Annotated in this window: 12 protein-coding genes; 6 read left to right on the top strand and 6 right to left on the bottom strand. The window is 43.2% G+C overall.

What is annotated here, in order from left to right:
* The first annotated feature begins 36 nt into the window (after nucleotides 1-36).
* Nucleotides 37-1,758: a putative bifunctional diguanylate cyclase/phosphodiesterase gene (locus ACFWMP_RS21570; protein ID WP_379424674.1), complete on the top strand. Its 1,722-nt coding sequence runs from the start codon at nucleotides 37-39 to the stop codon at nucleotides 1,756-1,758.
* A 48-nt stretch (nucleotides 1,759-1,806) separates the two neighbouring features.
* Entirely contained in the window at nucleotides 1,807-3,462 is a 1,656-nt protein-coding gene (locus tag ACFWMP_RS21565; RefSeq protein WP_339248705.1) for a histidine kinase N-terminal 7TM domain-containing diguanylate cyclase, read from the top strand.
* A gap of 73 nt (nucleotides 3,463-3,535) precedes the next feature.
* On the opposite strand, the gene ACFWMP_RS21560 is transcribed toward ACFWMP_RS21565, so the two are convergent.
* Entirely contained in the window at nucleotides 3,536-3,877 is a 342-nt protein-coding gene (locus tag ACFWMP_RS21560; RefSeq protein WP_042131582.1) for a zinc ribbon domain-containing protein YjdM, read from the bottom strand.
* A gap of 219 nt (nucleotides 3,878-4,096) precedes the next feature.
* On the opposite strand from ACFWMP_RS21560, the gene ACFWMP_RS21555 reads away from it, so the two are divergent.
* Together ACFWMP_RS21555 and ACFWMP_RS21550 are read left to right on the top strand one after the other, a co-directional pair.
* On the top strand, nucleotides 4,097-4,435 hold the full coding sequence (locus tag ACFWMP_RS21555; RefSeq protein ID WP_052404459.1) for a DUF4234 domain-containing protein: 339 nt from the start codon (nucleotides 4,097-4,099) through the stop codon (nucleotides 4,433-4,435).
* Nucleotides 4,416-4,826, top strand: a complete 411-nt coding sequence (locus ACFWMP_RS21550; protein ID WP_076284961.1) for a DUF2752 domain-containing protein — start codon at nucleotides 4,416-4,418, stop codon at nucleotides 4,824-4,826. The genes ACFWMP_RS21555 and ACFWMP_RS21550 overlap by 20 nt, the downstream gene beginning before the upstream one ends.
* Nucleotides 4,827-4,838: 12 nt before the next feature.
* On the opposite strand, the gene ACFWMP_RS21545 is transcribed toward ACFWMP_RS21550, so the two are convergent.
* Both ACFWMP_RS21545 and ACFWMP_RS21540 read right to left on the bottom strand, forming a co-directional pair.
* Nucleotides 4,839-5,492 (bottom strand): response regulator, encoded by a 654-nt coding sequence (locus tag ACFWMP_RS21545; RefSeq protein ID WP_042192856.1) that lies wholly within the window; start codon nucleotides 5,490-5,492, stop codon nucleotides 4,839-4,841.
* The gene (locus tag ACFWMP_RS21540; protein ID WP_379424673.1) at nucleotides 5,489-10,567 is read right to left on the bottom strand and encodes an AAA family ATPase; all 5,079 of its coding nucleotides are present in this window, start codon (nucleotides 10,565-10,567) and stop codon (nucleotides 5,489-5,491) included. The genes ACFWMP_RS21545 and ACFWMP_RS21540 overlap by 4 nt, the downstream gene beginning before the upstream one ends.
* A 203-nt stretch (nucleotides 10,568-10,770) precedes the next feature.
* Between ACFWMP_RS21540 and ACFWMP_RS21535 the strand changes: the two genes are divergently transcribed.
* Nucleotides 10,771-12,630: a patatin-like phospholipase family protein gene (locus ACFWMP_RS21535; protein WP_379424672.1), complete on the top strand. Its 1,860-nt coding sequence runs from the start codon at nucleotides 10,771-10,773 to the stop codon at nucleotides 12,628-12,630.
* Between the two features lie 97 nt (nucleotides 12,631-12,727).
* Here ACFWMP_RS21535 and ACFWMP_RS21530 read toward each other — a convergent pair whose 3' ends face one another.
* Together ACFWMP_RS21530 and ACFWMP_RS21525 are read right to left on the bottom strand one after the other, a co-directional pair.
* Nucleotides 12,728-13,363 carry a response regulator gene (locus tag ACFWMP_RS21530; RefSeq protein WP_042192860.1) on the bottom strand — a complete coding sequence of 212 codons (636 nt, stop codon included), beginning with the start codon at nucleotides 13,361-13,363 and terminating at the stop codon, nucleotides 12,728-12,730.
* Between the two features lie 55 nt (nucleotides 13,364-13,418).
* Nucleotides 13,419-13,967 carry a LemA family protein gene (locus ACFWMP_RS21525; RefSeq protein ID WP_379424671.1) on the bottom strand — a complete coding sequence of 183 codons (549 nt, stop codon included), beginning with the start codon at nucleotides 13,965-13,967 and terminating at the stop codon, nucleotides 13,419-13,421.
* A 236-nt stretch (nucleotides 13,968-14,203) separates the two neighbouring features.
* Here ACFWMP_RS21525 and ACFWMP_RS21520 point away from each other — a divergent pair, with 236 nt between their 5' ends.
* Entirely contained in the window at nucleotides 14,204-15,955 is a 1,752-nt protein-coding gene (locus tag ACFWMP_RS21520) for a sulfatase family protein (RefSeq protein ID WP_379424670.1), read from the top strand.
* 60 nt (nucleotides 15,956-16,015) lie between these two features.
* On the opposite strand, the gene ACFWMP_RS21515 is transcribed toward ACFWMP_RS21520, so the two are convergent.
* Nucleotides 16,016-21,829 (bottom strand): NPCBM/NEW2 domain-containing protein, encoded by a 5,814-nt coding sequence (locus ACFWMP_RS21515; protein ID WP_379424669.1) that lies wholly within the window; start codon nucleotides 21,827-21,829, stop codon nucleotides 16,016-16,018.
* Nucleotides 21,830-21,862: the final 33 nt, after the last annotated feature.

The following is a 21,862-nucleotide window of genomic DNA, read 5'->3' as shown; positions in this document are numbered from 1 at the left end:
CTCTCATGCATCTCATGCTTGATATAGGAGGGACATATGCTTCAAAGAAATAAACACAAAAATTCCATATCCAAACAAACCTTCAATCCTGTTCGGGGCTCCTTAAAAATCGCCGTAATATATTTTATTGTTGGGTGCTTATGGATCCCTTTAACAGATAAGGCCGTTTCCACTTTTACGCGAGATCCGGAGTGGATAAGACTTATTAATATAATTAAAGGCTGGTTCTTTATCCTCATAACAGCTTTGCTTATCTTTGCATTAATTCTAGGTACTCTGAAACGGATTAAAAGGATCGAAAAGAAACTGGATCTTGCCTATAGGGATAGGGTGAGCGCCCACGAAAATCTAGAGGCCGCCTATGAGGAAATCACAGCTACGGAAGAAGAGCTCAGACAGCAATATGATCAGCTCATTGAGAATCAAGAGAAGCTAGCCATGAATGAAGAAAGGATGCATTACCTGGCGTATCATGATCTATTAACCGGCTTGCCCAACAAATTAGCTTTTTATGAGAATGGGCCTCACATTTTGGAATTGAATAACATTGCAGCCTTAATGTTCATCGACATTGATTACTTCAAATATGTAAATGATACGATGGGCCATGAATTTGGTGACCGGCTAATTGTTAAGGTTAGTGAGAGATTGGTGTCCCTGGTTGGGAGTAGTGGGGAAGTGTATCGTTTCGCCGGGGATGAGTTCATCGTTCTTTTATATTCTATTGAGAACAGTCAGTGTATAACTAGTGTAGCCTCTCACATTATTGCCGGTTTTAAAGATGCGATTGAGATGGATGACAGTCTGCTACATGTTAGCCTAAGCATCGGAATCAGTGCTCACCCCGAACATGGAAGTAATATTATGGAACTCCTTAAATGCGCAGACATCGCTATGTATAAAGCCAAAGACGCTGGCAAGGGTCAAATTATTGTCTTTGATCAACCGCTCAATGATACCTTTACTGAGCGAATGAACATTGAGAAGCAGTTGTATAATGCTTTAGAAAAAAATGAGCTAGAGGTATTCTATCAACCCCAGATTGATCTGACTCAGAACAGGGTGACGGGACTAGAGGCTCTTATGCGCTGGAACAACCCTATACTAGGCATGGTCCCTCCGGATAAGTTTATCAAAATAGCAGAAGATTCCCACCTCATCATTCCTCTCGGGGCGTGGGTGCTCAGAACAGCCTGTGCCTTTTTAAAAACTCTTCATGAGCAAGGATTATCACATCTGACGATGTCTGTTAATATTTCAATGCTGCAGCTACTGCAAAGCGACTTCAATGAGTTAGTTCTAGACACCTTGCAAGCCTCCGGACTAGATCCTGAATACTTAGAGCTGGAGATTACAGAGAGTGTTCTGGTTGAATCTTACGAATATGTGAGCAGTAAACTGACTGAACTCAGAGCTCACAACATCAAAATTGCCTTGGATGACTTTGGTACCGGTTATTCCTCCTTAAGCTATCTTACTCATATGCCGATCTCGACTTTAAAAATAGACAAGTCCTTCATTGATTCCATTCGAACAGGGACACATCAAGCCGTTCTTGTCGAACAAATTATTATGATTGGTAAACGCATGAATATGTGTGTTATTGCAGAAGGTGTGGAGCGAACTGTACAACTCGATTACCTGCAGGAGCAAGGCTGCGATAAAATTCAAGGTTACTTGTTCAGTAAGCCACAGTCCGCACAGAGCGTAAAAGAGCTGCTAACCGAGTGGGAGAAGGTTTCGAGCTTAAATGAATAAAGATGAACCTATTTTTTTATATAAGAAGGTGTTACCGAATTGAATGTCATGACATGGATTGACTTATCATTATTCTTCGTTCTTTTCGTTCTATTCATCTACATATTTGTTACTGTAACAATCACTAACTTACATAAGGTTTACTTGACTTTCCATTTCACGATGATGTTATGGCCCTTCTGTCAATTTGCTCTCAAAACTACAGCGGATCCCGATGTTCAATTGTTTTATGTGAAGCTAGCTTTTATTGACTCGATACTGTTAACGATTGGATGGCTTCTTTTTACGATATTTCTCACTGGAAAATCATATCTCCTCCGAAAAAAGAAAACGCTGATCCTATACATTGTCGCAGCATTGATCTTAATAGGAGTGATCGTCAATCCAAAGCAAAGCTTTGTACTGCCTATGCATGGTGGATATGTTGAAAGATCTTATGGTCCGCTTTTTTGGCTGTTTATCCTCTTCTTGATCTGCACCATTATTATTTCTCTGTATATCATCTATTCAGCGCTTATATCGAACGCCACACAGCGGATCAAAAAGCAGGTTACTCATGTACTCAAAGGTGTGCTGGTGCTGACTGTATTTGTATTACTGGATGTCTTTCTTAATGTGGTACTGTTTAAATCTCAGCCGGTGATTCCGGGGATGACCTCTCTGGGGATACTAATCTCTGCCATCTTTTTCGTCATTGCCATCCATCGTGATAAAATATTTGATCTCGTAACCATCGCTCATCAGGATATCATTGACACACTCACACTAGGTATTCTTGTACTGGATGATAACGAGACTGTGGTAGAGATCAATCGATCGCTTTTGCCAAAAATCAACCTACAGATCGGTGATCGCTTCGACTTATCGGCGCTAACACCCCTGGAGCAGACTGCCAGCGCTTTCCGATTGTTTCAACATACATATCTTAAACAGCCCATGGAGAGAACCGAAGTTGAAGTATTCTACACCTCGCTCCAAGCATACATCAATATTACAGCGGAACCCATTGTCGTAGGCGAGATCATGGTTGGACGGATTCTCACCTTTCAGGATAGAAGCGAGCTGCATCGCCTCATTGCTGAGACTAATCAGCAGAACGAGATCCTGCAAGAGCGTAATCTGGCATTAATTGCAATCCAGAATGAGCTTTCTCAGACCAACCAAAAACTCAAGCAAATGGCTATAACCGACAGCTTAACAGGTTGTTATAACCGTCATTACTTAACACAGTACTTAGAACAAGAGATCATAGAAAATATGATATTGAAGCAGCCTTTTGCCATCATTCTACTGGATATCGACTTTTTCAAAACGGTGAATGACAATTACGGCCATTTAGTGGGCGATGTTGTAATTTGCAGCACGGTAGAGGTCATTAAGCAATCGCTAAGGGAGACGGATATTCTGGCACGCTATGGCGGGGAAGAGTTTATCGTCTATTTACCAAATACGAATCACACACAAGCAAACCTCTGGGCAGAACATATAAAATTCATGATAGAGGCCAATAAAGTACATGTGGATGATGTTACTCATTCTGTATCCATCACTGTAAGCATGGGACTACTGTCCATTAATAATTTTGCAGAGCAGTATGCAGAAAGCCCGACCAATCAACTAAATGATTTATTCGAATCTGTGGACAAAGCTTTATATCAAGCCAAAAATGCAGGACGAAACCAAATTGTTGAAATCATAAGATGACACGCTTTTAAATATTACCTAAAAAAAGAAAGAATCAGCCCTACTTCTATCGAAGGTAAGCTGATTCTTTTCTTTATATCTTTTTAACAAATTCGGATTTTAATTTCATAGCTCCAAACCCATCAATTTTGCAATCAATATCATGATCTCCGTCCACTAAACGGATGTTTTTGACTTTGGTACCTATCTTCAGAACAGATGAGCTTCCTTTTACCTTAAGGTCTTTGATTACAGTTACTGAGTCGCCGTCGTTTAATACATTGCCATTGGCATCTTTGATAACCTTTTGATCTTCACTATTCTCAGACTCTGATTCTAATGTCCACTCATGTGCACATTCCGGGCAGACTAGTAGACTTCCATCTTCATAAGTGTACTCAGAATTACATTTCGGGCAGTTCGGTAAATTAGACATTGTTTCATTTTCTCCAATCGTAGTTCAAATTCTAGCTGTCTTGCGGCTAATCTTTAAAAGTATATTTCATATTCATGAAGGAATCCACTATATCCAGATAGTAAGCTTGTTCCACGTTTCTTAAAAAAACAAACTACTAAATATTATCTTGTATATATTTTCACAATTGTCTATGATAATAATGTAAAATTTTCATATAAATACATAGGAGAGTGAACAATGATTAGTCAAAGGAGTGTCGCATTTTCCATTATACTGTCATTAATTACATGTGGAATATACGGAATATTTTGGTTTATTGTTCTAACAAATGACGTAGGAAAGCTAAGTGGAGACTACACATTCACAGGAGGAAAGCATTTTCTTCTAACATTGATTACTTGCGGGATATGGAGCCTGGTTTGGGCCTACCAGATCGGTAAACATGTTGCAGAAGCTCAAAGACAACGCGGCTATCTCGTATCCGATAATTCAGCTCTGTACGTGATCCTCACAATCTTTAGTTTTGGTATTGTCACATACGCTTTGGTGCAATCTGATGTTAACAAATTGGTATAATTTTACGATTCATAGAAGGACACACCCTAAACTATTTTGGAGTGTGTCCTTAAGTCTCCTTGGCTTACTGTATTTCACTGTATGGATGCCTTTAACCAATCTAGGTATACCTTGTCTATTTCATGAATGGACTGGATTTTATTGTCCGGGATGTGGAGTCACAAGAGTTATTCTATCCTTGTTAAAGTTCGACTTCGTTCAGGCGTTTAGATTTAACCCGTTGCTATTTATTCTAGCGCCTCTGTATATGTTGTACTTAATTACTGAAAAGAAACGAATCCAACCACTTAGCCATGGAATTATGGCTGTGATGTTGATCCTAACCGTTACATTTGGAGTACTGAGAAATTTTCCAATGTTTGATTACTTGGCCCCTACAGTAATTCGTTAGCATCAACTATGGTTACATAATAGCTTGAAGGCGAACAATCGCTTGAGCCCGGTCAACCACCTCTAATTTGCTATAAAGATTACTAATATAGTTACGGGCTGTCCCCTCCGCAATATGTAGTGTATCGGCAATTTCGCGATTGTTAAGTCCCCGGATAATGAGCTGCGCCAGCTCCTCTTCCCGTTCTGTCAGACTCATACGATCTACATTGGATCTTTGCCAATGTTCGTACTCCTCCGTCAATCTATTCATCCTCGTCGCCAATTTGGCTGCTACCGGAGCTGGCAGAATAAATTGCCCGGATATCGTATCACGGATCGAAGAAATCATTTTATCAGCATCCATATCCTTCAGCATATAGCCGCTTGCTCCAAATGCCATACCCTCAACGATATAATCGGTCTCTATAAAAGTGGTTAAAATCAGAATGAATATATCCGGACGTATCTGCTTGATCCGTTTTAGTGCACTGATCCCATTCATGATCGGCATTTGAACATCAAGCAGTACCAGATCGGGTTGGAATGCTTCCACCATCTCGCAGGCCTCTTCCCCGTTCTTGGCAGCGCCGACCACCTCCATATCATCCTCCAGATCCAGAATGGTACGAAGTCCTTCACGCGTCAACAATTGATCATCGGCAATTACAATCTTTATCTTACTCATTTTCTATTCCCAACCCTTCGCATTGGCAGATCGATTTCCAGTAGACAGCCCTCATTCATTTCTGAATCGATGGATAAGCTACCTCCCAGTTGCTCCACCCGTTCTTTCATCGTCCTAAGTCCAAAACCCATCACTATATGACTATCTCCTGACCCACGATCTTTGAGCCTAAACTGTAAATTTGCTCCGACAGACTCCAGACTAAAATGAAACTCCGTACTCTTACCGTGTCTGATTCCGTTCGTTAGGCCCTCCTGCAAAGCATGATAGATGGCCTTTTTATAGGCTGTTGACATGGCCTCCGGCAGATCATAAATAATGGCATGGACAACAACGCCCGCATTACGTTCAGTATCGCGTATCAGTTGCTTCAACATGACCGTGAGGTCCGAATACTTGTCCTCCTTCAGCATATGGACTGACCCGCGGATTTCATTCAAGCTATGCCGAACAAGATCCTGTGCCTCAACCAATCGCTGAAAACCACTATCTATATCTTTTTTCTGAAGCAGCCGCTTGCCAGCTTCAATCTGCAGAATCGTCGATGTAAGTGTATGCCCAACAATATCATGAATCTCTTGGGCAATACGATTGCGTTCCTCAAAGACGGTAGCTTCGGCCAAAGCCGCAGATGTTTCTCGCATCGAACGCTCCAGACTACGAGTTCTTTCTACAACTTGGTCCTCTAGATTTTTTTTAAGATATTGGATTCCCGAATACAGCTTGGCGTTAGCGATTGAAATTGCGCATTGTGAACCAAGCAGCTTGAGCACATCGAGTCTACTTGGCGTAAATACACCCGGGGATAGGTTATTCTCCAAATAGAGCAAGCAAACCAATTTATTCTGATTCATGATAGGAAGACAAAGAACCGATTTCAGTCTATTCTTCCTAACGTAAACGTTACGCGTAAATATCCCCTCACTGAGCGCATCATGTAATACAACCTGCTCCTGTGTTCTTGCTGCATAGGCTATGATCGCTGCCGGAACAAGATCTGACTCTTCCCCGAGAGGAACAGATTCGATATGCTGAGCTTCTGAGGTACCATAAGCTTCAACCATCCATTTGCCATCATGATCAAAAATAACTGCCCCATATTCGGCCCCAGCATTGTGGAGCATGATCCGCATCAGCGTGGCCAATAATCGACTCATCTCCATCTCGCCCGATAAAGCTTGAGCAGACATAACTACAGAAAGGGAATCGACTCGATCGAGCCCGGGCTCCCGTTTAATATGCAGCAAATGGCTATGCTGCTGCTCAAGGTCAGCCGCTTTAGCCTTTGCGCCCCATTGCAGATAAGCCTCGTAGGCCTCAGTCATATAGATTCTTGCTAGATGTAATTTGCCATGACGAAGTCCATATTTGCCGTAGCATTCCGCCGCCATCGCTAAATCGTGAATATGGCCATTGATACGAGCAGCCTCAATAGACTGCTCATACAAGGCTTCAGCTTGTCGTGGATCCCGCGATAGGCGAGTCAGCTCAGCCTTCATCAACAAATATTTATGCTCATAATTTTCCGGGCAACGCTTAGCAAGCTTTTTCATTTTCTTCAGCCGACTGTGCATTTTTACCCGGTATACACGTTGCTCTTCAGCGTTATATTCCTCATACAACTGAGCCCAGACTAAACATTCATACACGGTCTGCATAGGACTGTCTAAGCCATCTTCACGTGATTTTATAATGGCAGCTGATTTCGCTAATGCCTCACTGGCTTCGCGGTACTCCCCAAATAAATAACCTGTCAAATATCGGTGTATCCAGACCATTTCTTGTATAAAATTAAAGGTATCTCCATGAACCGACTGTGCAAAATCAGGTTCGCTAATCTCTGCGATGTTAAATGGATCATCTAGTGAGCGATAACCTGTCAATCGAACTAGAGTAGCTGCAGCTATGATAGCCTGCTTACAGTGAAGACTGTTGTTATGGCGCAGCAAATCACCGGAATGAGCAATTAACCGATCATAGATATCGCCTAACGGATGGCCAAATTGCAAAAGGGAGGCACAGTTGATTAGCACACTCTGGTTGCCTTTCCATAAGTCACCTGATTCCAGTCCCACTTTACCTGCTTTCTCGGTAAACATACGGAGCATAGTTGGATCATAATGCCGCCAGCTATCGTAGCACATTGCGAACGCAGCTAAGGTTGTCATATGCACTTTCGGATAGGGTTCCGATAAGCTGCACGCCAGCATGGCCCATTTAAATGTTTCTTCATCATTACGGAAGTAATAGTATTGAAACATTGCATAGCCTATGAATCCAATGGAAGCCTCCGGAGTCATCCCATAATCGAGCGTCAATTCAATCATGGTGAAGGAAGAAGCGAGCCACCCATCTCGGTTGACATAGAAGCAGGCATTGCTCGTATGATCTAAAGTGGTCATTGCGACTCTACGAGCCTCGTCGGTCATCGGCGGTAAAAGATTAAGCGATTCGAGTGAAACCTTCTGTAGTCTGCGCCGCAATCTTAACCATTGAAGCGTCAATTGAACATAGCTAGGATCAAATTGATGGCTCACTTTCAATAGCGATAATGTATGCCGACCTAAGGAGATAACCTCTTCATGATTATCATTACTTGCTTCCAATTGAACCTTCATCGCGTAGATATAAGCCTTATCCGTATTTGTCGCAGCTTTATGGATTAACAGATGAAATAATTCATTAGCCTTATCAAAATGTGAACATAAGTATTCAAGCTCGGCCCTCTCACGAAATACCCGGAAGGTTAGCCCATAATGCTCCTCCCAGCTCTGCTCCTCTAGTATCGCTGTTGCCTGAAGCATATATTGTAAGGCTGTCTCATGTGCAGTGGTTTGCTTCGCTTTTATCCCTGCCTGTAAGTTCAGCTCTACCAGTTGAAGCCTCTGTTCGGGGCGATCTATCCATGTAAGCGCCTGATTGAAATGATGGACCGCTTCAAATAGAATCGTTCCTTCACTAAGAGAGCTGCGGCCTAGCAATAGCATGCCAATCCTCCAATGTAGCTTTGGGCGCACCTCTTCGGGAACAAGAGCATAAGCCGCCCGATGAATGCGGTTGTGCTGGAATTTAAAATGCGTATATTCCTCCCCGTTAACAGGTTGTAGCACACGTCCATTTACAGCGACTTCCAACGCTTCGGTCAATGTCTCTACCGGAATCTCCGTAATTTCGGCAAGCGTACCCACATCAAATATGCTGCCCAGTAATGCAGCTCTACTAAGTGCATACACCGTCTGATCAGGAAATTGCTGTAATTTACTTGAAAGATAGGCTGCTGCATTATCAGGAACATTCAATTCAGTAATGCGCTGGAGGTCCCATTTCCAGCTTCGAAGATCCTCGTCAAATTCCACTCGCTGATCATCAATCAAATCCTGAAGGAATTGCTTAATAAATAGTGGATTCCCATCTGTCTTATGCAGAAGTACCCGCGCTAACTCGTCCAAGTCAGCAGCCTCGTAACGCATAACATCCAGTAGCAGTTGTTTTAAATCGGTGAGTTCAAGCGCTTGTAGAAATATTCTACTCATCACTACGTTGCGGTCTATCAAATGCTTTTCCAGCCTACTGAGTGGGTGCAGCCTCGTGATTTCCCGATCACGATAGGAAAGAACGATTAGCAGATGACTCGTGGCCGTGTCCTCTATAAGCGAAGTGAGATATTGCAGCGATGTTTCATCCGCCCATTGCAGATTGTCCAATATCAAGATCAAAGGATGATCTTCATGGGGAAAGAGTTGAATAAATCGGCTCATAATTAATTGAAATCGATGCTGAGCTTCCAGCGGCGGCAACGGAGGCACGGAAGGTTGGGGGCCAATCAAGAGCTCAAGCTTAGGGACAAGTTCGATCAATAATTGCCCGTAACTGTCCACTGCTTGTAAAATACGCAGCTTCCAAACCTCCACCTGCAGCTTCGTTTCCATCAGCAGTTGACTGACCAATTCTTCTATAACTTGATGCCAGATGCCATAAGGGAGTGAGGTATGTAGAGATTCGAATTTGCCTCTGGCGAAAAAACCATCCAAAGAAATCGAATTTCTAAGCGTTTCTTTTAGAAAGGTTGTTTTGCCGATACCACTCTCGCCACTAAGCCAGACCGTCTTTACTGCACCTTGTGATGCTCGTTTCAGTGCTTCTCGTAAGCTTAGTTTCTCAAAATGTCTTCCGTAGAATCGTTCCGATACCATCCAGCGTTCTGGAATATCCCAGCTTCCTAATAGGAAGGGCTCGATGTACCCGTATTGTTGTAGGTGGGTTAGACATTCCTCAAGATCCGACTTGATTCCAAAGGCGCTGGCATATCTCGCATCAGGCATCTTCTCCATGCATTTAGCAACAATGTCAGAGATAGATAGAGGGATAGCGGGAAACCTGCGATGTAAAGGCTCAGGTGTATCTGCAAGATGACGATATACAATATCAACAACATCATGAAGCTCAAAGGGGCGACTGCCTGAAAGACATTCATACATAATGACTCCAAGCGAATAAAAGTCAGAACGATAGTCCGGGTTCAACCCAGTTCGACCCGTTTGCTCTGGCGATATATAAGGAAGCAAGGCATCCGGCCGCCCGCTTAAAGGTGACAATGGACTGGTATCATTTTCAGCGGAGCACATTCGTATATCAATAAATTTCACTTCAAAAGTAATTGGATTGACGATTAGATGAGCGGGGGTCAGTTCATTTAGTGTTATTTTTTCACGATGAATTTGCATAAGGCAATCAGCAACAGCTATGGCGATCCGAAGCAGCACTGGAAGCTCCAGTGAATCAGGTGTACGCAGTATCTGATCCAGCGTACTCCCCTCTATATCTTTTAGGAGAAGGACTGGCCGATCCGGCGTGATTTCCAGGCTATATGCCTCGATTGCTCCACGACCGCTAAGTCGCTTAAGCATGTCATACTCATGACGAAAAGCATCAACCATAGTAGATCCCGGGTACTCGCCTGTAGTTGTCTTGGCAATAACCCTAAGGCCATCTTCTTGACGTAGGAGTCTGTACAGCCTGATATCTGAGGTAGTCTCTATCAGATCTAAAGTTTGGTATCCTTGCAACTCAAACATGAACAGCACTCCCTAGTTACAATTAGGTAGACAGAATAAGCAATCTCGCAAAGCAATTATACTCATTATATCATCTGATCTCGCCATAGAATCCTATGTTGTAATTAACTTTGTCATCTATTTTGTCATATGACATCTATAAAATTCCATTGTGATAATATAGGAAAAAATACTCAATCATCCCCACATAAGGAGGATTCAAATTGCATCTTTCCTACATAGACTACCCTATGCTTGAGCACCTGTCCGATGAAGAATTACAGCAGTTAGCTCCAGAAATGCAAGAAGAGCATTATGAACCCGGCAAGCTTATCATGAAAAAGGGCGAGGTCAGCCAGCGGGTTTATATTTTGGTATCCGGTCAGGTACAAGTATTTATTAGTACGGAAATAAAGGTAGAATTGGCTATACTCTCGAAAGGCCAGTTCTTCGGGGAAATGTCCTGTCTTACCGGAGACCCCATCAGCGCACATGTAGAAGCGATCGATAACGTTCATGTAATATCCGTATCCAGAAATGGCATGCTGCTGTTGATGGACAAAAATCGCGAGTTCCGGAGCCAGATCATCGAATCCATGATCAAGAGAATCCAAAATTCCAACGAACGTGTACTGGAAGAGCATTCGAAAAGTCAGATCATCATGAAGCTTCATGAATCCGAGGAACAAGAGCGTTATGGTGAACTGATCGGAGAAAGCGTCGAAATGCGGACACTTCTCAGATCGATTGAACATCTGTCGACGGAGCGGGTCCATGTTGTCGTGATAGGTGAATCCGGTACAGGGAAGGTAAATGTAGCAAGAGCACTTCATTACCGAGCAACGAACGGTCAATACCCGCTACTGGTGTTAAATGTAGCAGACATGAGCCTTGTTGATTGGGAGACCAAGGTTATTGCGGCAAAAGGAGGAACCATTGTCATCGAGGAAGCAGAATCCTGTCCTTCTGAGAAGCTACTACAGCTGCTGGAGGCAGCTGCACAGATTCGAATCATCCTGACTAGCACTTGTCCCTTGAAGATTGTTTCCCACTTAGCGGTCTTGCCTGTGCCTCCTCTTCGTGAGCGAACTGAAGATATACCGCTGCTTGCGCAATACTTTCTAGAAAAAGAAGGAGCGGGCAATGCGCAAGAAATCCTCTCTCAAGATGCCCTGAGCATGCTGTCCCTGTTCCCTTACCTCGACAATAATGTAGAGGAATTACGAAATATCGTGAGAGAAGCCTATATTCGTAGCGAAGGACGTATGATCTACAGTCACCATCTCCGCTTCGGCCGAGTCCGAAAAGTAGGAGACCGCCCAGTTATTGGTCTGGCGTTAGGAAGCGGCGCAGCCAGAGGCATGGCTCACCTTGGGGTGTTAAACATTCTGGAGCAGGAGGGCATTCCCATAGACATGATCGCAGGAACAAGCGTTGGATCTATGGTCGGAGGAGCCTATGCAGCCGGAATGTCTGTAAAAGAATGTATGAAGGTTCTTTCTACGATCAGTTGGGGACAACTGGTGCGTCCAACCTTCCCTATGCGGTCCCTTGTTCATAACGCGCCCATTATCAGCTTTATCGAAAAGCATGTCGGTAAGCGTCTAATTGAGGAGCTGCCTATACCCTTTGGCGCGATAGCTTCAGACGTCTCCACCGGTGAGGCTCATATCATGAGGACGGGTTCGCTTGCACATGCCATTGCCGCAAGTACAGCCGTTCCCGTAGCCATGCGACCTGTCAACTATCAAGAAAAGCACTTAGCCGATGGAGCCATTGTTCATCCTGTGCCAGCTGCGCTAGTAAGAAGCATGGGAGCTGATATTGTGATAGCAGTTAACGTTTGCCCTGAATCCTTCACGAAGGGAGCAGCCAGACATCTAATAGATTCCTTAATGAATACGATTGACATCATGAGCGCAAAGCTGATAAAGGAAGAGCTGCAATTAGCGGATGTAATCTTGCGTCCCGATCTTGGCTTCAATCAAATCAGCTTTAAGGATGCGGACGATTACATAGCCGCCGGAGAAGTGGTAACAAGAGAAGCGATTACCCAAATCCGCCAAAAAATAGCCGCTTCCTAAATACATTGCATACAAAAAAGAAAAATTCAGGAGGTGTCCCAAGAGCTATGAACTGCTACTGAGACACCTCCTCGTATTTAATGCTAATGTTATATTTTTACTCATAACACATTTCATATTTCGTTAGCCCTATCGCGTTTGCGTACAATGCTGCCTGTGTCCGATCATTAACCTGCAGCTTCGCTAAAATCTGGCTGACATGCTTCTTCACCGTAAATTCACTGATATATAGACGTGTAGCAATCGTTCTGTTGCAAGCACCTTGTCCAAGTTCAATCAGTACTTCCTTCTCTTTCGGTGTTAATTCATCCGTCGGACTGCTGCCGCTAATACGCATCTTTTCTTCCATTAGACCAGGATCATAGTACTTTCTCCCTTTATGCACCAATTGGATAGCAAAGAGTAACTCCTCCGGCAGTGCCTCTTTTAGGACATATCCATCTACTAGTACTTCTTCAGCCCTCAAAAAATCCTCTCTGCTCGCAGAGGAAGTCAACAGAATGAACTTACTAACCATGCCGCGAGCACGTGCTGTCTTAATGATATCCAAGCCCGATTCATTAACAAGCTTAAGATCAATGAGAACAATATCTGGCTTTGTCGCTTCAATCACATCAAATGCTTCTTGACCATTCGTAGCTTCACCAGCGAATTGCACACCTGGCTGCATTGAAATGACAGATGCCAGCCCTCTTCTAACTAAAGGATGATCATCCACAATAACGATTTTCATAGAAACGCCTCCCTCTAAATCTCATGACAATCTTAATTCTCTATATCAAGTCCACTTAGGTTACCGTCCAATTAATTTCTGCCCGTTTGGCCCCTTCCATCTTGAGCAGGAATTCCGACTTAAATCCAATAGCCGCTGCAAATAAAAAATTAGGAAAAGTACTTATCATCGAATTATAGCTTGTCACATTTTCGTTATAGATACGTCTACTAGCAGATAGATTTTCCTCTAAAATATTAATCCTTTGTTGCAATTTGATATATGGATCGCTGGCCTTAAGCTCTGGATAATAGTCTGCCTGAACATTGATCGAATGAAGATACTTTTCCATTTCCACATATCTAGTCAGCTTCTCAACCGGAGAATGATGATCACTTAAACCTGCACCTATTCTATGTACTAACGCCAATGTTTCGTGTTCATGTGCGGCATAAGCAATAACCATCTCCGCAACTTCAGTTAAGGCCTCAAACCGATTTTGCAAATAAACTTCTATAGTAGAAAAAGATTCTTTTACAAGATTACGCATGCTAAACAATCGAATGTAAGCAGCTATTAAATAAGCTCCGATTGTAAAAGCGATGACCAATCCGATTCCTAACATCTACATCACCTCTTGTGTATTTAATTGAATAGGCTGGAAGAGTTGGACCATCTGATTCATTATAATTAAAAGACTTGTCTGGTTATAGTGAGCGTTGTCATCACTTCTGTCATATTACAAAATGGATAATTTTATAATATAAGTATGTAAAAGGAGTTTTATTGGAGTGCTACTGTTTCCACGGTTTCCCACATAATCTAAGGCAACAACCTAATTAACCAAGGATGTGTATGCCCATGAGCAGTGCAGCAGAATCATCACGCTATTTAGAGAGACCCAATTTTCTTTTAATTCTCGTAGATGAGGAGCGATATGCCCCCATATATGAACATCCCGAAATCAGAGAATGGCGACGTCAGAATCTAGTCACACAGCAATTATTAAAATGCCATAGCCTTGAGTTCCACAGACACTACATTGGAACTACCGCTTGCTGCCCCAGCCGGGCAACGCTGTTTACAGGTCATTATCCATCGCTCCATGGTGTCAGTCAGACCGTAGGAATTGCCAAAGAATCCTTTGATTCCAATATGTTTTGGCTGGATAGGAACACTGTACCTACAATGGGTGACTACTTCCGGGAAGCCGGTTACCAGACCCACTATAAAGGGAAGTGGCATATCTCCAATGAGGATATTATCATTCCCGGTACCCACGACAGCTTGCCCAGCTATAATTCGGTGACAGGCGTCCCTGACAGACATCTTGAAGAAGTTTATTTACGAGCGAATCGGTTAGATAACTTTGGGTTCTCTGGTTGGGTGGGACCTGATCCGATTGGAAAAAATCCGCGAAACTCTGCTTCCTCAGCCGCGATCGGATTAAGTGGACGCGACGAGGTGTACGGTGCAGAAACTGTGGAACTCATCCAAGCGCTGGATCGCCAAAAAAACCAGGATAAAAATACGCCTCCCTGGCTTCTCGTCTCTTCCCTTGTAAATCCACATGATATTGTTCTATACGGAGCCCTCACTGCACATTTACCTAATTTTAGGTTTGAGGTCGAGCCTATGCCTGCAGTCGCTCCCTCTCCGACGCAAAATGAATCATTAGCTACCAAGCCGCGCTGCCAAGCCAGCTACCGGGACCTCTATCCAAAAGCCTTGCAGCCTATTATTGACCAGCCTTTTTATCGCCAACTGTATTATCAACTTCAAAAAAACGCTGACCTTCAAATGCGAAAGATCTTCGAGACTCTAACTCGCTCTTCTTTCTATGACAATACCATCGTCATCTTTACCTCCGATCATGGAGATTTATTAGGGGCTCATGGAGATCTTCATCAAAAATGGTACTCTGCCTACGAAGAATTTCTGCATGTCCCTTTTCTCATCCATAATAGACGCTTATTTCCCAAATCTCAGGATATCCATGCCCTAACAAGTCATGTAGATCTGATTCCTACCATGCTAGGGCTTGCGAATGTAAACATCACAGACCTTCAAAGCCGTATGCACAATAGGTACAGTGATGCCCGCCCTTTTGTAGGCCGCAATCTTGCACCTCAAATCCTTGGACACAGCCCATCTGCAATCGTCGATGCGCCCGTCTATTTCATGACCGACGATGATGTTACACGCGGCCAGCATCAAACCAGTCCCTTGGGAAAACCGTATTCGTCTGTCGTTCAGCCGAACCACATTGAGACGGTTCTAACGTATCTTCAAAGAAATGGTCGGAAAGAGCTGTGGAAGTTCTCGCGTTATTTCGATAATCCTCAATTTTGGAGCCAGCCCGGAGTTCAGGATGTCACACTTCAGCCTGTGGAGGGAAAAGCCGGTGAATGGTCCACAAGGGTTAAGACAGAACCCGTACCTGAGGAATATGAGCTGTACAATTTAACAGAAGATCCTTTGGAGGCATATAACCTTGCACACCCCACCCTGACAACACAGCAGAGCAGAAGTATTCAGCAATGGATGAAACGTCTACTTGAAGAGCAACGGAGCCAAAAGCGCTTAACACCAACCCAAACAGCTACTATATAAAAACAGGCGAATCATGGTTGAATACACCACGATTCGCCTGTTTTTTTCTGCCTATGGGATTTAATTGTTATCAATAAAAGTAATTAATTGCACGAGATTACCTGCGACTTGGTAAGTTAACCCCAGCATGTAAGTTCCCTTCTCCTCGTACGATAGGTCTATAGTGAACACATCAGGATTAGCTGCCCATTCGTTCATATCAAACATGATTTTTTTAGATGTTCCAGTGTTTCTGACCCCTGCTGAATTAGGGATCACTTTACTGCCATCGAGCCCTTTCACCGGATTGGTCAATTCAACCACAGGTCCCTTTAATCCTCCCACCTCTACCACTTGAGGGTCAGCCAATAAGCTCGTTAGTTTAGTTAACCCTTGTAATGGGGAGAAATCAGTGATTTCATTCCCAGTAATATCAAGTGTCTCTAGGTTCTTAGCATACTGTAGACCTTCCAAGGATCTAGCTCTTCCGGTCTCGCTCGTTAACGTTGTAAGGTTATACATCTCCCCTAGCGTTAGTTCTCCAGTTACGCCTAACGTAGTCTTGATCGAAGCACTTAAATATTTGTCCACAATGGTAATGACTTGCGTAAGGTCTATTTCGGTCAGACCTTCTGTTGCTTGTTGTAACGCTGCTGAGACTGCATCTATTTCACTTTGTGTGACAGAAGGATTAGTCAAAGCCGCTTCTGCACTCGAAAGGCTTGCCGTAAATGACGCAATACTCTCAGCCGTGAAGCCTTCTAGAGAAATTGCTTTTGCCGCCGCAATGGCTTGCTCCAGATCTCCAGTGAATAGGTGATCTCCATTCGCAAAATGTAGTTTGGTTCCCCCCCATGTAGCATGGTCAGATCCGTTGCCATTTCCGCCGTCTGTAACGACTAATTTCAGCTCTTTAGCTCCGTTAATATCCAATTCGATAAACTTCTGCGGATCTCTGGAGCCCATAACCCCACTATCGAATTTCTTCTCTCCATCGACAAACACTTCAAAGCTCACCGAACCGACCGTACCATACATTTGTCGATCTACACCCACATAGGAAGTGAAGTAGTCCGCGTTCTTATCGCTTAGATCGTATACAATCGTCGAGTTAGAGTGTGCTCCAATCCCTCTCTCATAGGACACTACTTGATTGCTCTCATCGGTTAATCTCAGCGTATTGGCACTAATAGATTTATCCTTCAAAGGCGCAGTATAGCTGTTCTGAGTAGAATTCCAGTCGTAATCCGTCAGATACGTAAAGTCCGTCATGTCTACAACGGCAATGGTTCTAGTCTTCGTGGTCGTATTTCCATCACTATCCGTTACTGTATAAGTAATCGGATACTTTCCAGCTCTGCCCAATTTAACTTGATCTTCACCCGTAACCTTTACTTGAGCCGTCAAGTCACCATCTTCTGAATCTGTTGCCGAATAGTCTGCACCTACTGCTATCGCTTGGCCCACTTTGGTAGATACTGATTTAGCTATGGTAAGCTCCGGGGTACTGTTCAGAATTATAAACTTCGCATCAGCGAAATCACCGTGATCTGATGCATTTCCGTTGCCTGCATTGTCTAATACCAATTTCAATTCACTTACACCCTTCACAGGGATTCGAGCTAGTTTGGCTTCCGTGCCAAATTTCATCAGTCCGCTGTTATACACTTCTACCCCATCGGCGAAAATTTTGAAGATCACACTAGAGTTGTTTTGCTCCGGGATATTTCTATCAACCCCTACAAACGTTTCAAAATATTCATAGTTTGCGCCCGCTAGATTATATACAATCTCAGAGTTAGCATGCGTTCCTAAGCCCTTAGCGAACTCTTTGGTTACGCCATTTACAAGTAGTTTAATCGGATTGTTAAAACTTGCCTTATCCTTACGAACAACATTATAATCCGTTCTTGCCGACTGCCAAGCTGTATCACTCAAGTATTTACTAGCGCTATACACAACGATTGTTCTGGTCTGCACAGCTGTATTCCCATCCCGGTCTGTAACTGACAGTTCGACGTTGTAAGTGCCTGTTTTGCTTGAAGTGAAACCATTCGGACTTACCTCAACGGCTCCAATCAAGTTACCATCTTCCTTATCAACGACTGTAACATCGGTCAAAACATCAAATTCACTGTTCAGCTTAATAAACGTTGTCTCTTCAGGCACTGTGATAGTAGGCTTGCTTGAAGTATTCGTAAACTTCGCATCCGCCCATACCGTATGATCTGAAGCATTGCCGTCTGTAGCATCTGTGGTAACCAGCTTCACTTCGCGCGCGCCTGTCACAGGTATTTTCACAAATTCATGCTCTGTCCCTGCCCGGAAAACATCGCTCCCGAATTTCTTCTCTCCATCTACATATACTTCAAAGGTTGCAGAGGATGGCTTTCCTTTCATCGCTTGATCGATCCCGATGTAGCTTTCAAAGAAGTCATAACCTTTACCCTCAATATCATAAATAACTTCAGAGTTCGCATGTACACCGATTCCCTTGGTATAGGTCGCAGCTAACCCTTGTCGAACAAGGGTGATGATTCCACCAGAAACGGCTTTGTCTTTCTTTAATTCACCCCAACCAACAACGACTGACTTGGCATTAAGATCCGAAAGATAAGTATAGTCACTCGTTACCGTAACCAGTGTAGTTTTGGTTTCTGTAACTCCTTCATTCTTCACTTCATATACCACTTCGTAGTCGCCTTTTTGCGTTACATCAACGGTATTTGCTTTCAGGGTGACATTAGCAGTAATATCGTTCCCTTGGTAGTTAGTCGCTTTTACATAGTTCATCGGATCAAAGGCTTGATTAAGCTTTAACGTGATTTGATCTTCAACAGATAACGCTGGCTTGAAGGCTTTAACCTGTACCGGCTTCAGTGGGCTCAGCTTCTTATCATAACCAACAATCTTGTACGTATAATTGATGCTGCTATCTACATTCGTGTCCACGAACTGGTCAGTCCCTGTAAACCCTACTAACTTATCGTCTCTATACACTTCATATCCTAAGAAATCTTTTTTAAGATCCTTATCCATACTGAAGCTTAAGGTGTTTGATTTAGCAGTAGCGTTAGGCGTGATATTAACCTTTATCGCAACATTCTTATCTGCTATTCCTGTTCCCTCATAATGAACCACTGAATTGTTTAAATACCAGAGCTTTTTCGGTGCTGGGTATTTAGCTAACTTCTCTTTCGTTTCAGGATTCACAGTGAAGCCATGTCTGGCAAAATAGCTACTTAAGTCTAACCCCAGCACTTCAGAGGAGAACTCCACCAAATACTGCTGCTTGGAATTGTCGCCGTTCGGAAGGGAGACCTTCCGCTCGCGGTACAGCTTGGTCAGTTCTGTCCAGTAACCCGGATGCGCCAATTCTAACTGCCAATAGGCACCGAGCTGTGCAAATAAGCCCTGCTGATTCATAACCACTTTATTTTCTTCGATTACATATTTATAAATATCACTTTCAAAAGGAATACGAGTATCCATCGAGTCCGCATAGACTGACATCAGCATAGACACCATATTATTCGTTACTTCACCATATTCTCGTTCACCCATCGCCAAGCGATGCCCTATTTCATGATTCAATCCCCAGCCTGGATAGACTTTGTTAAAATCACCTAACATCGTCCCTACGGTCCCAATTTGTATCCCGGTATGATCTCCCGCTGCATACATCGCACCATAAGGCTGCATCAATCGGATGTTCTCACGAATTAGCTTCGCATCATGAATCACACTACTGCCATCCAAGCCATAGAAGTCAAAGATCGTCTTCATCCAAGTATCATAGCCGGTGACGGTACCCAGCGGGTCATTTCCTTGCGTAATAAACTTGTTATAAGCTTCTGTCGCAGTTCCTGTGAAAATAACATGATCGCTGACCATTTCCACCACATCGATGAGCTCGCGATCTTGAACATTTGGATGCGCTGCCTTATCTTCATCTAATTTTTGTTTATAGGTGGTTAAGAAGGCTTTAAATTGTTCAGGATCTGTAGTCCTGGTCATCATAGGGATCTTGGTAAGCCCCTCGAACCGGATCATAGGTGCTTTACCTTGTTCCTCTGCTGTATATGGATTGACGATATACACTGTACCGCCTTTAGTCACTTCATGTGCATAATAACTATTCGTAGCAAATTCAGGAACGGTTATAATATTCTTACCTGGACGCAATTGCACACCTCTAGCCCAAACATTCCAAGCCGCCTCTTGTTGAGAAAAGACTAAAGAAGGTAGTTTATCGCTCGAAGCTGCGTCCACATAAACGTTGATCGTATCTCCAGGCATTGCAACGAGACCTGTAGGCTGGTTGTTCGTACCGAAACCAATTCTCAGGTTTTCCTGCGCATGCTTTTTCATATCTCCACGTTGTTCCGCCTCAATGATGGTGCCTTCAGTTTGAACTTCACCATTCACTAGCTTCTTAGCTAAATCCAAAGAATCTTTCAGGATTGGATAGAGCGGATGTACTTTTGCCGCTTCTTCTAATTCATTGATTGCGTTGGCGCTATTATAAGCAGGAACAACCGCACTCATCGTGCCATCTGTGAAAATACCATTTACAGCTTCGCTTACTTTATCTTCTGTATAAAATCTAAATTCAGCCGCAAAAGGTCTGTTGATATTGGCTTTTGTGAACTTGAATTTCAATCTTTTAAACTTCGTAGGTTCGAATTTAAACTCCAGAAAATCATTCGTACTAGTCGCGGTTCCGCTAGATACGAGCTGGAAGGTTTCTCCCTTACTTGTTTCTGATGCATAAATTTCAAAAGCCTCTGGGAAGCCTTTGCGGTTATCTCTAGCCAGGAAAGCCAATCTATCTAGTACTTTCGCTTGCGCTAATTCAAACACGACTTCATTCGTGAAGCTGTCATCATTGTTCTTGTTCGTTTCCCAGTGTGTATTCGGCTGGTCATCGAGCATGTATTCCGGTTTCGTACCTGGATAGCTTCCACCGTTCACCGTTACTTTTGATACATTAGAGTTGGGCATTCTATAAGCTTCGCTATAGGCATTTTCGTATGCTGTACCATAGCCTTTTAGCTTCGAAACCTTAGCCGCTGTTGCCTCTATTTGATGATTCTCCAGAAGTACTTTTGCATTCTCTATATCTGCTTGAAACTGCACGTACAGTGGATGTGTCTGTACTTCTTGTTCTAAAGCCGTTAATTTCTCCACCGTATTAAATGCTGTGCTAACTTGACTCAAGGTATCATCTGTAAATAAATTTTTCATTTTAGCGGATACGGTATCTTCTTTGTAAAAAGAAAACTCAGCTGCACTCGCCCAATCTTGGTTAGCTTTTTTGAAGACAAATTTAAGTCTCTTGAAGGCTGTGGGTGCAAACTGAATCTCTACTACGTCACCTGCTCCGCCTTTATATTCTCCAGAGGATACTAGCGTATAATCGCCTGCATCCGTAGTTGAGCCATAAATATCAAATTCCTGAGCAAACCCCTTCCCCTTTGCACTGGATTGTCTTGCAGCGTATACGATTCTATTTAATTCAGTGGACTCATTGAAAACAAAGACAACCTCATTCGTGAACGTTGAACTGTTCGGTTTGCCCGTTTCCCAATGCGTACTCATATCGCCATCCATAGCCTTAGCTATAGGTGAACCTGAGTAGTTGCCACCGTTATTGGTAATGGATTTAATATTCGCAGGATTCATTCTAAAAACATCATTATAAGCGCTTAGGATAGCCTTGCCGTAGAGATCAAACGGAATAACTGACGCATTGCTGAATAGGTCAGCCTTGCTTTGTACTACAGTGTTCACTACACTTACCTTGCTTACATCACTTGCTAAAGCATAACCTGCCTCACTCGAAAAACTAGCTAACATGGCTGCTGATGTAGCGATCGCAATCATTTTTTTCATCTTTTCTACCCCCCAGATGTAATATGAATCTCT

The sequence above is a fragment of the Paenibacillus sp. NPDC058367 genome (assembly GCF_042723305.1).
Taxonomy (GTDB): domain Bacteria; phylum Bacillota; class Bacilli; order Paenibacillales; family Paenibacillaceae; genus Paenibacillus_AQ.
This window is presented reverse-complemented; position numbering and strand designations above follow the sequence as displayed.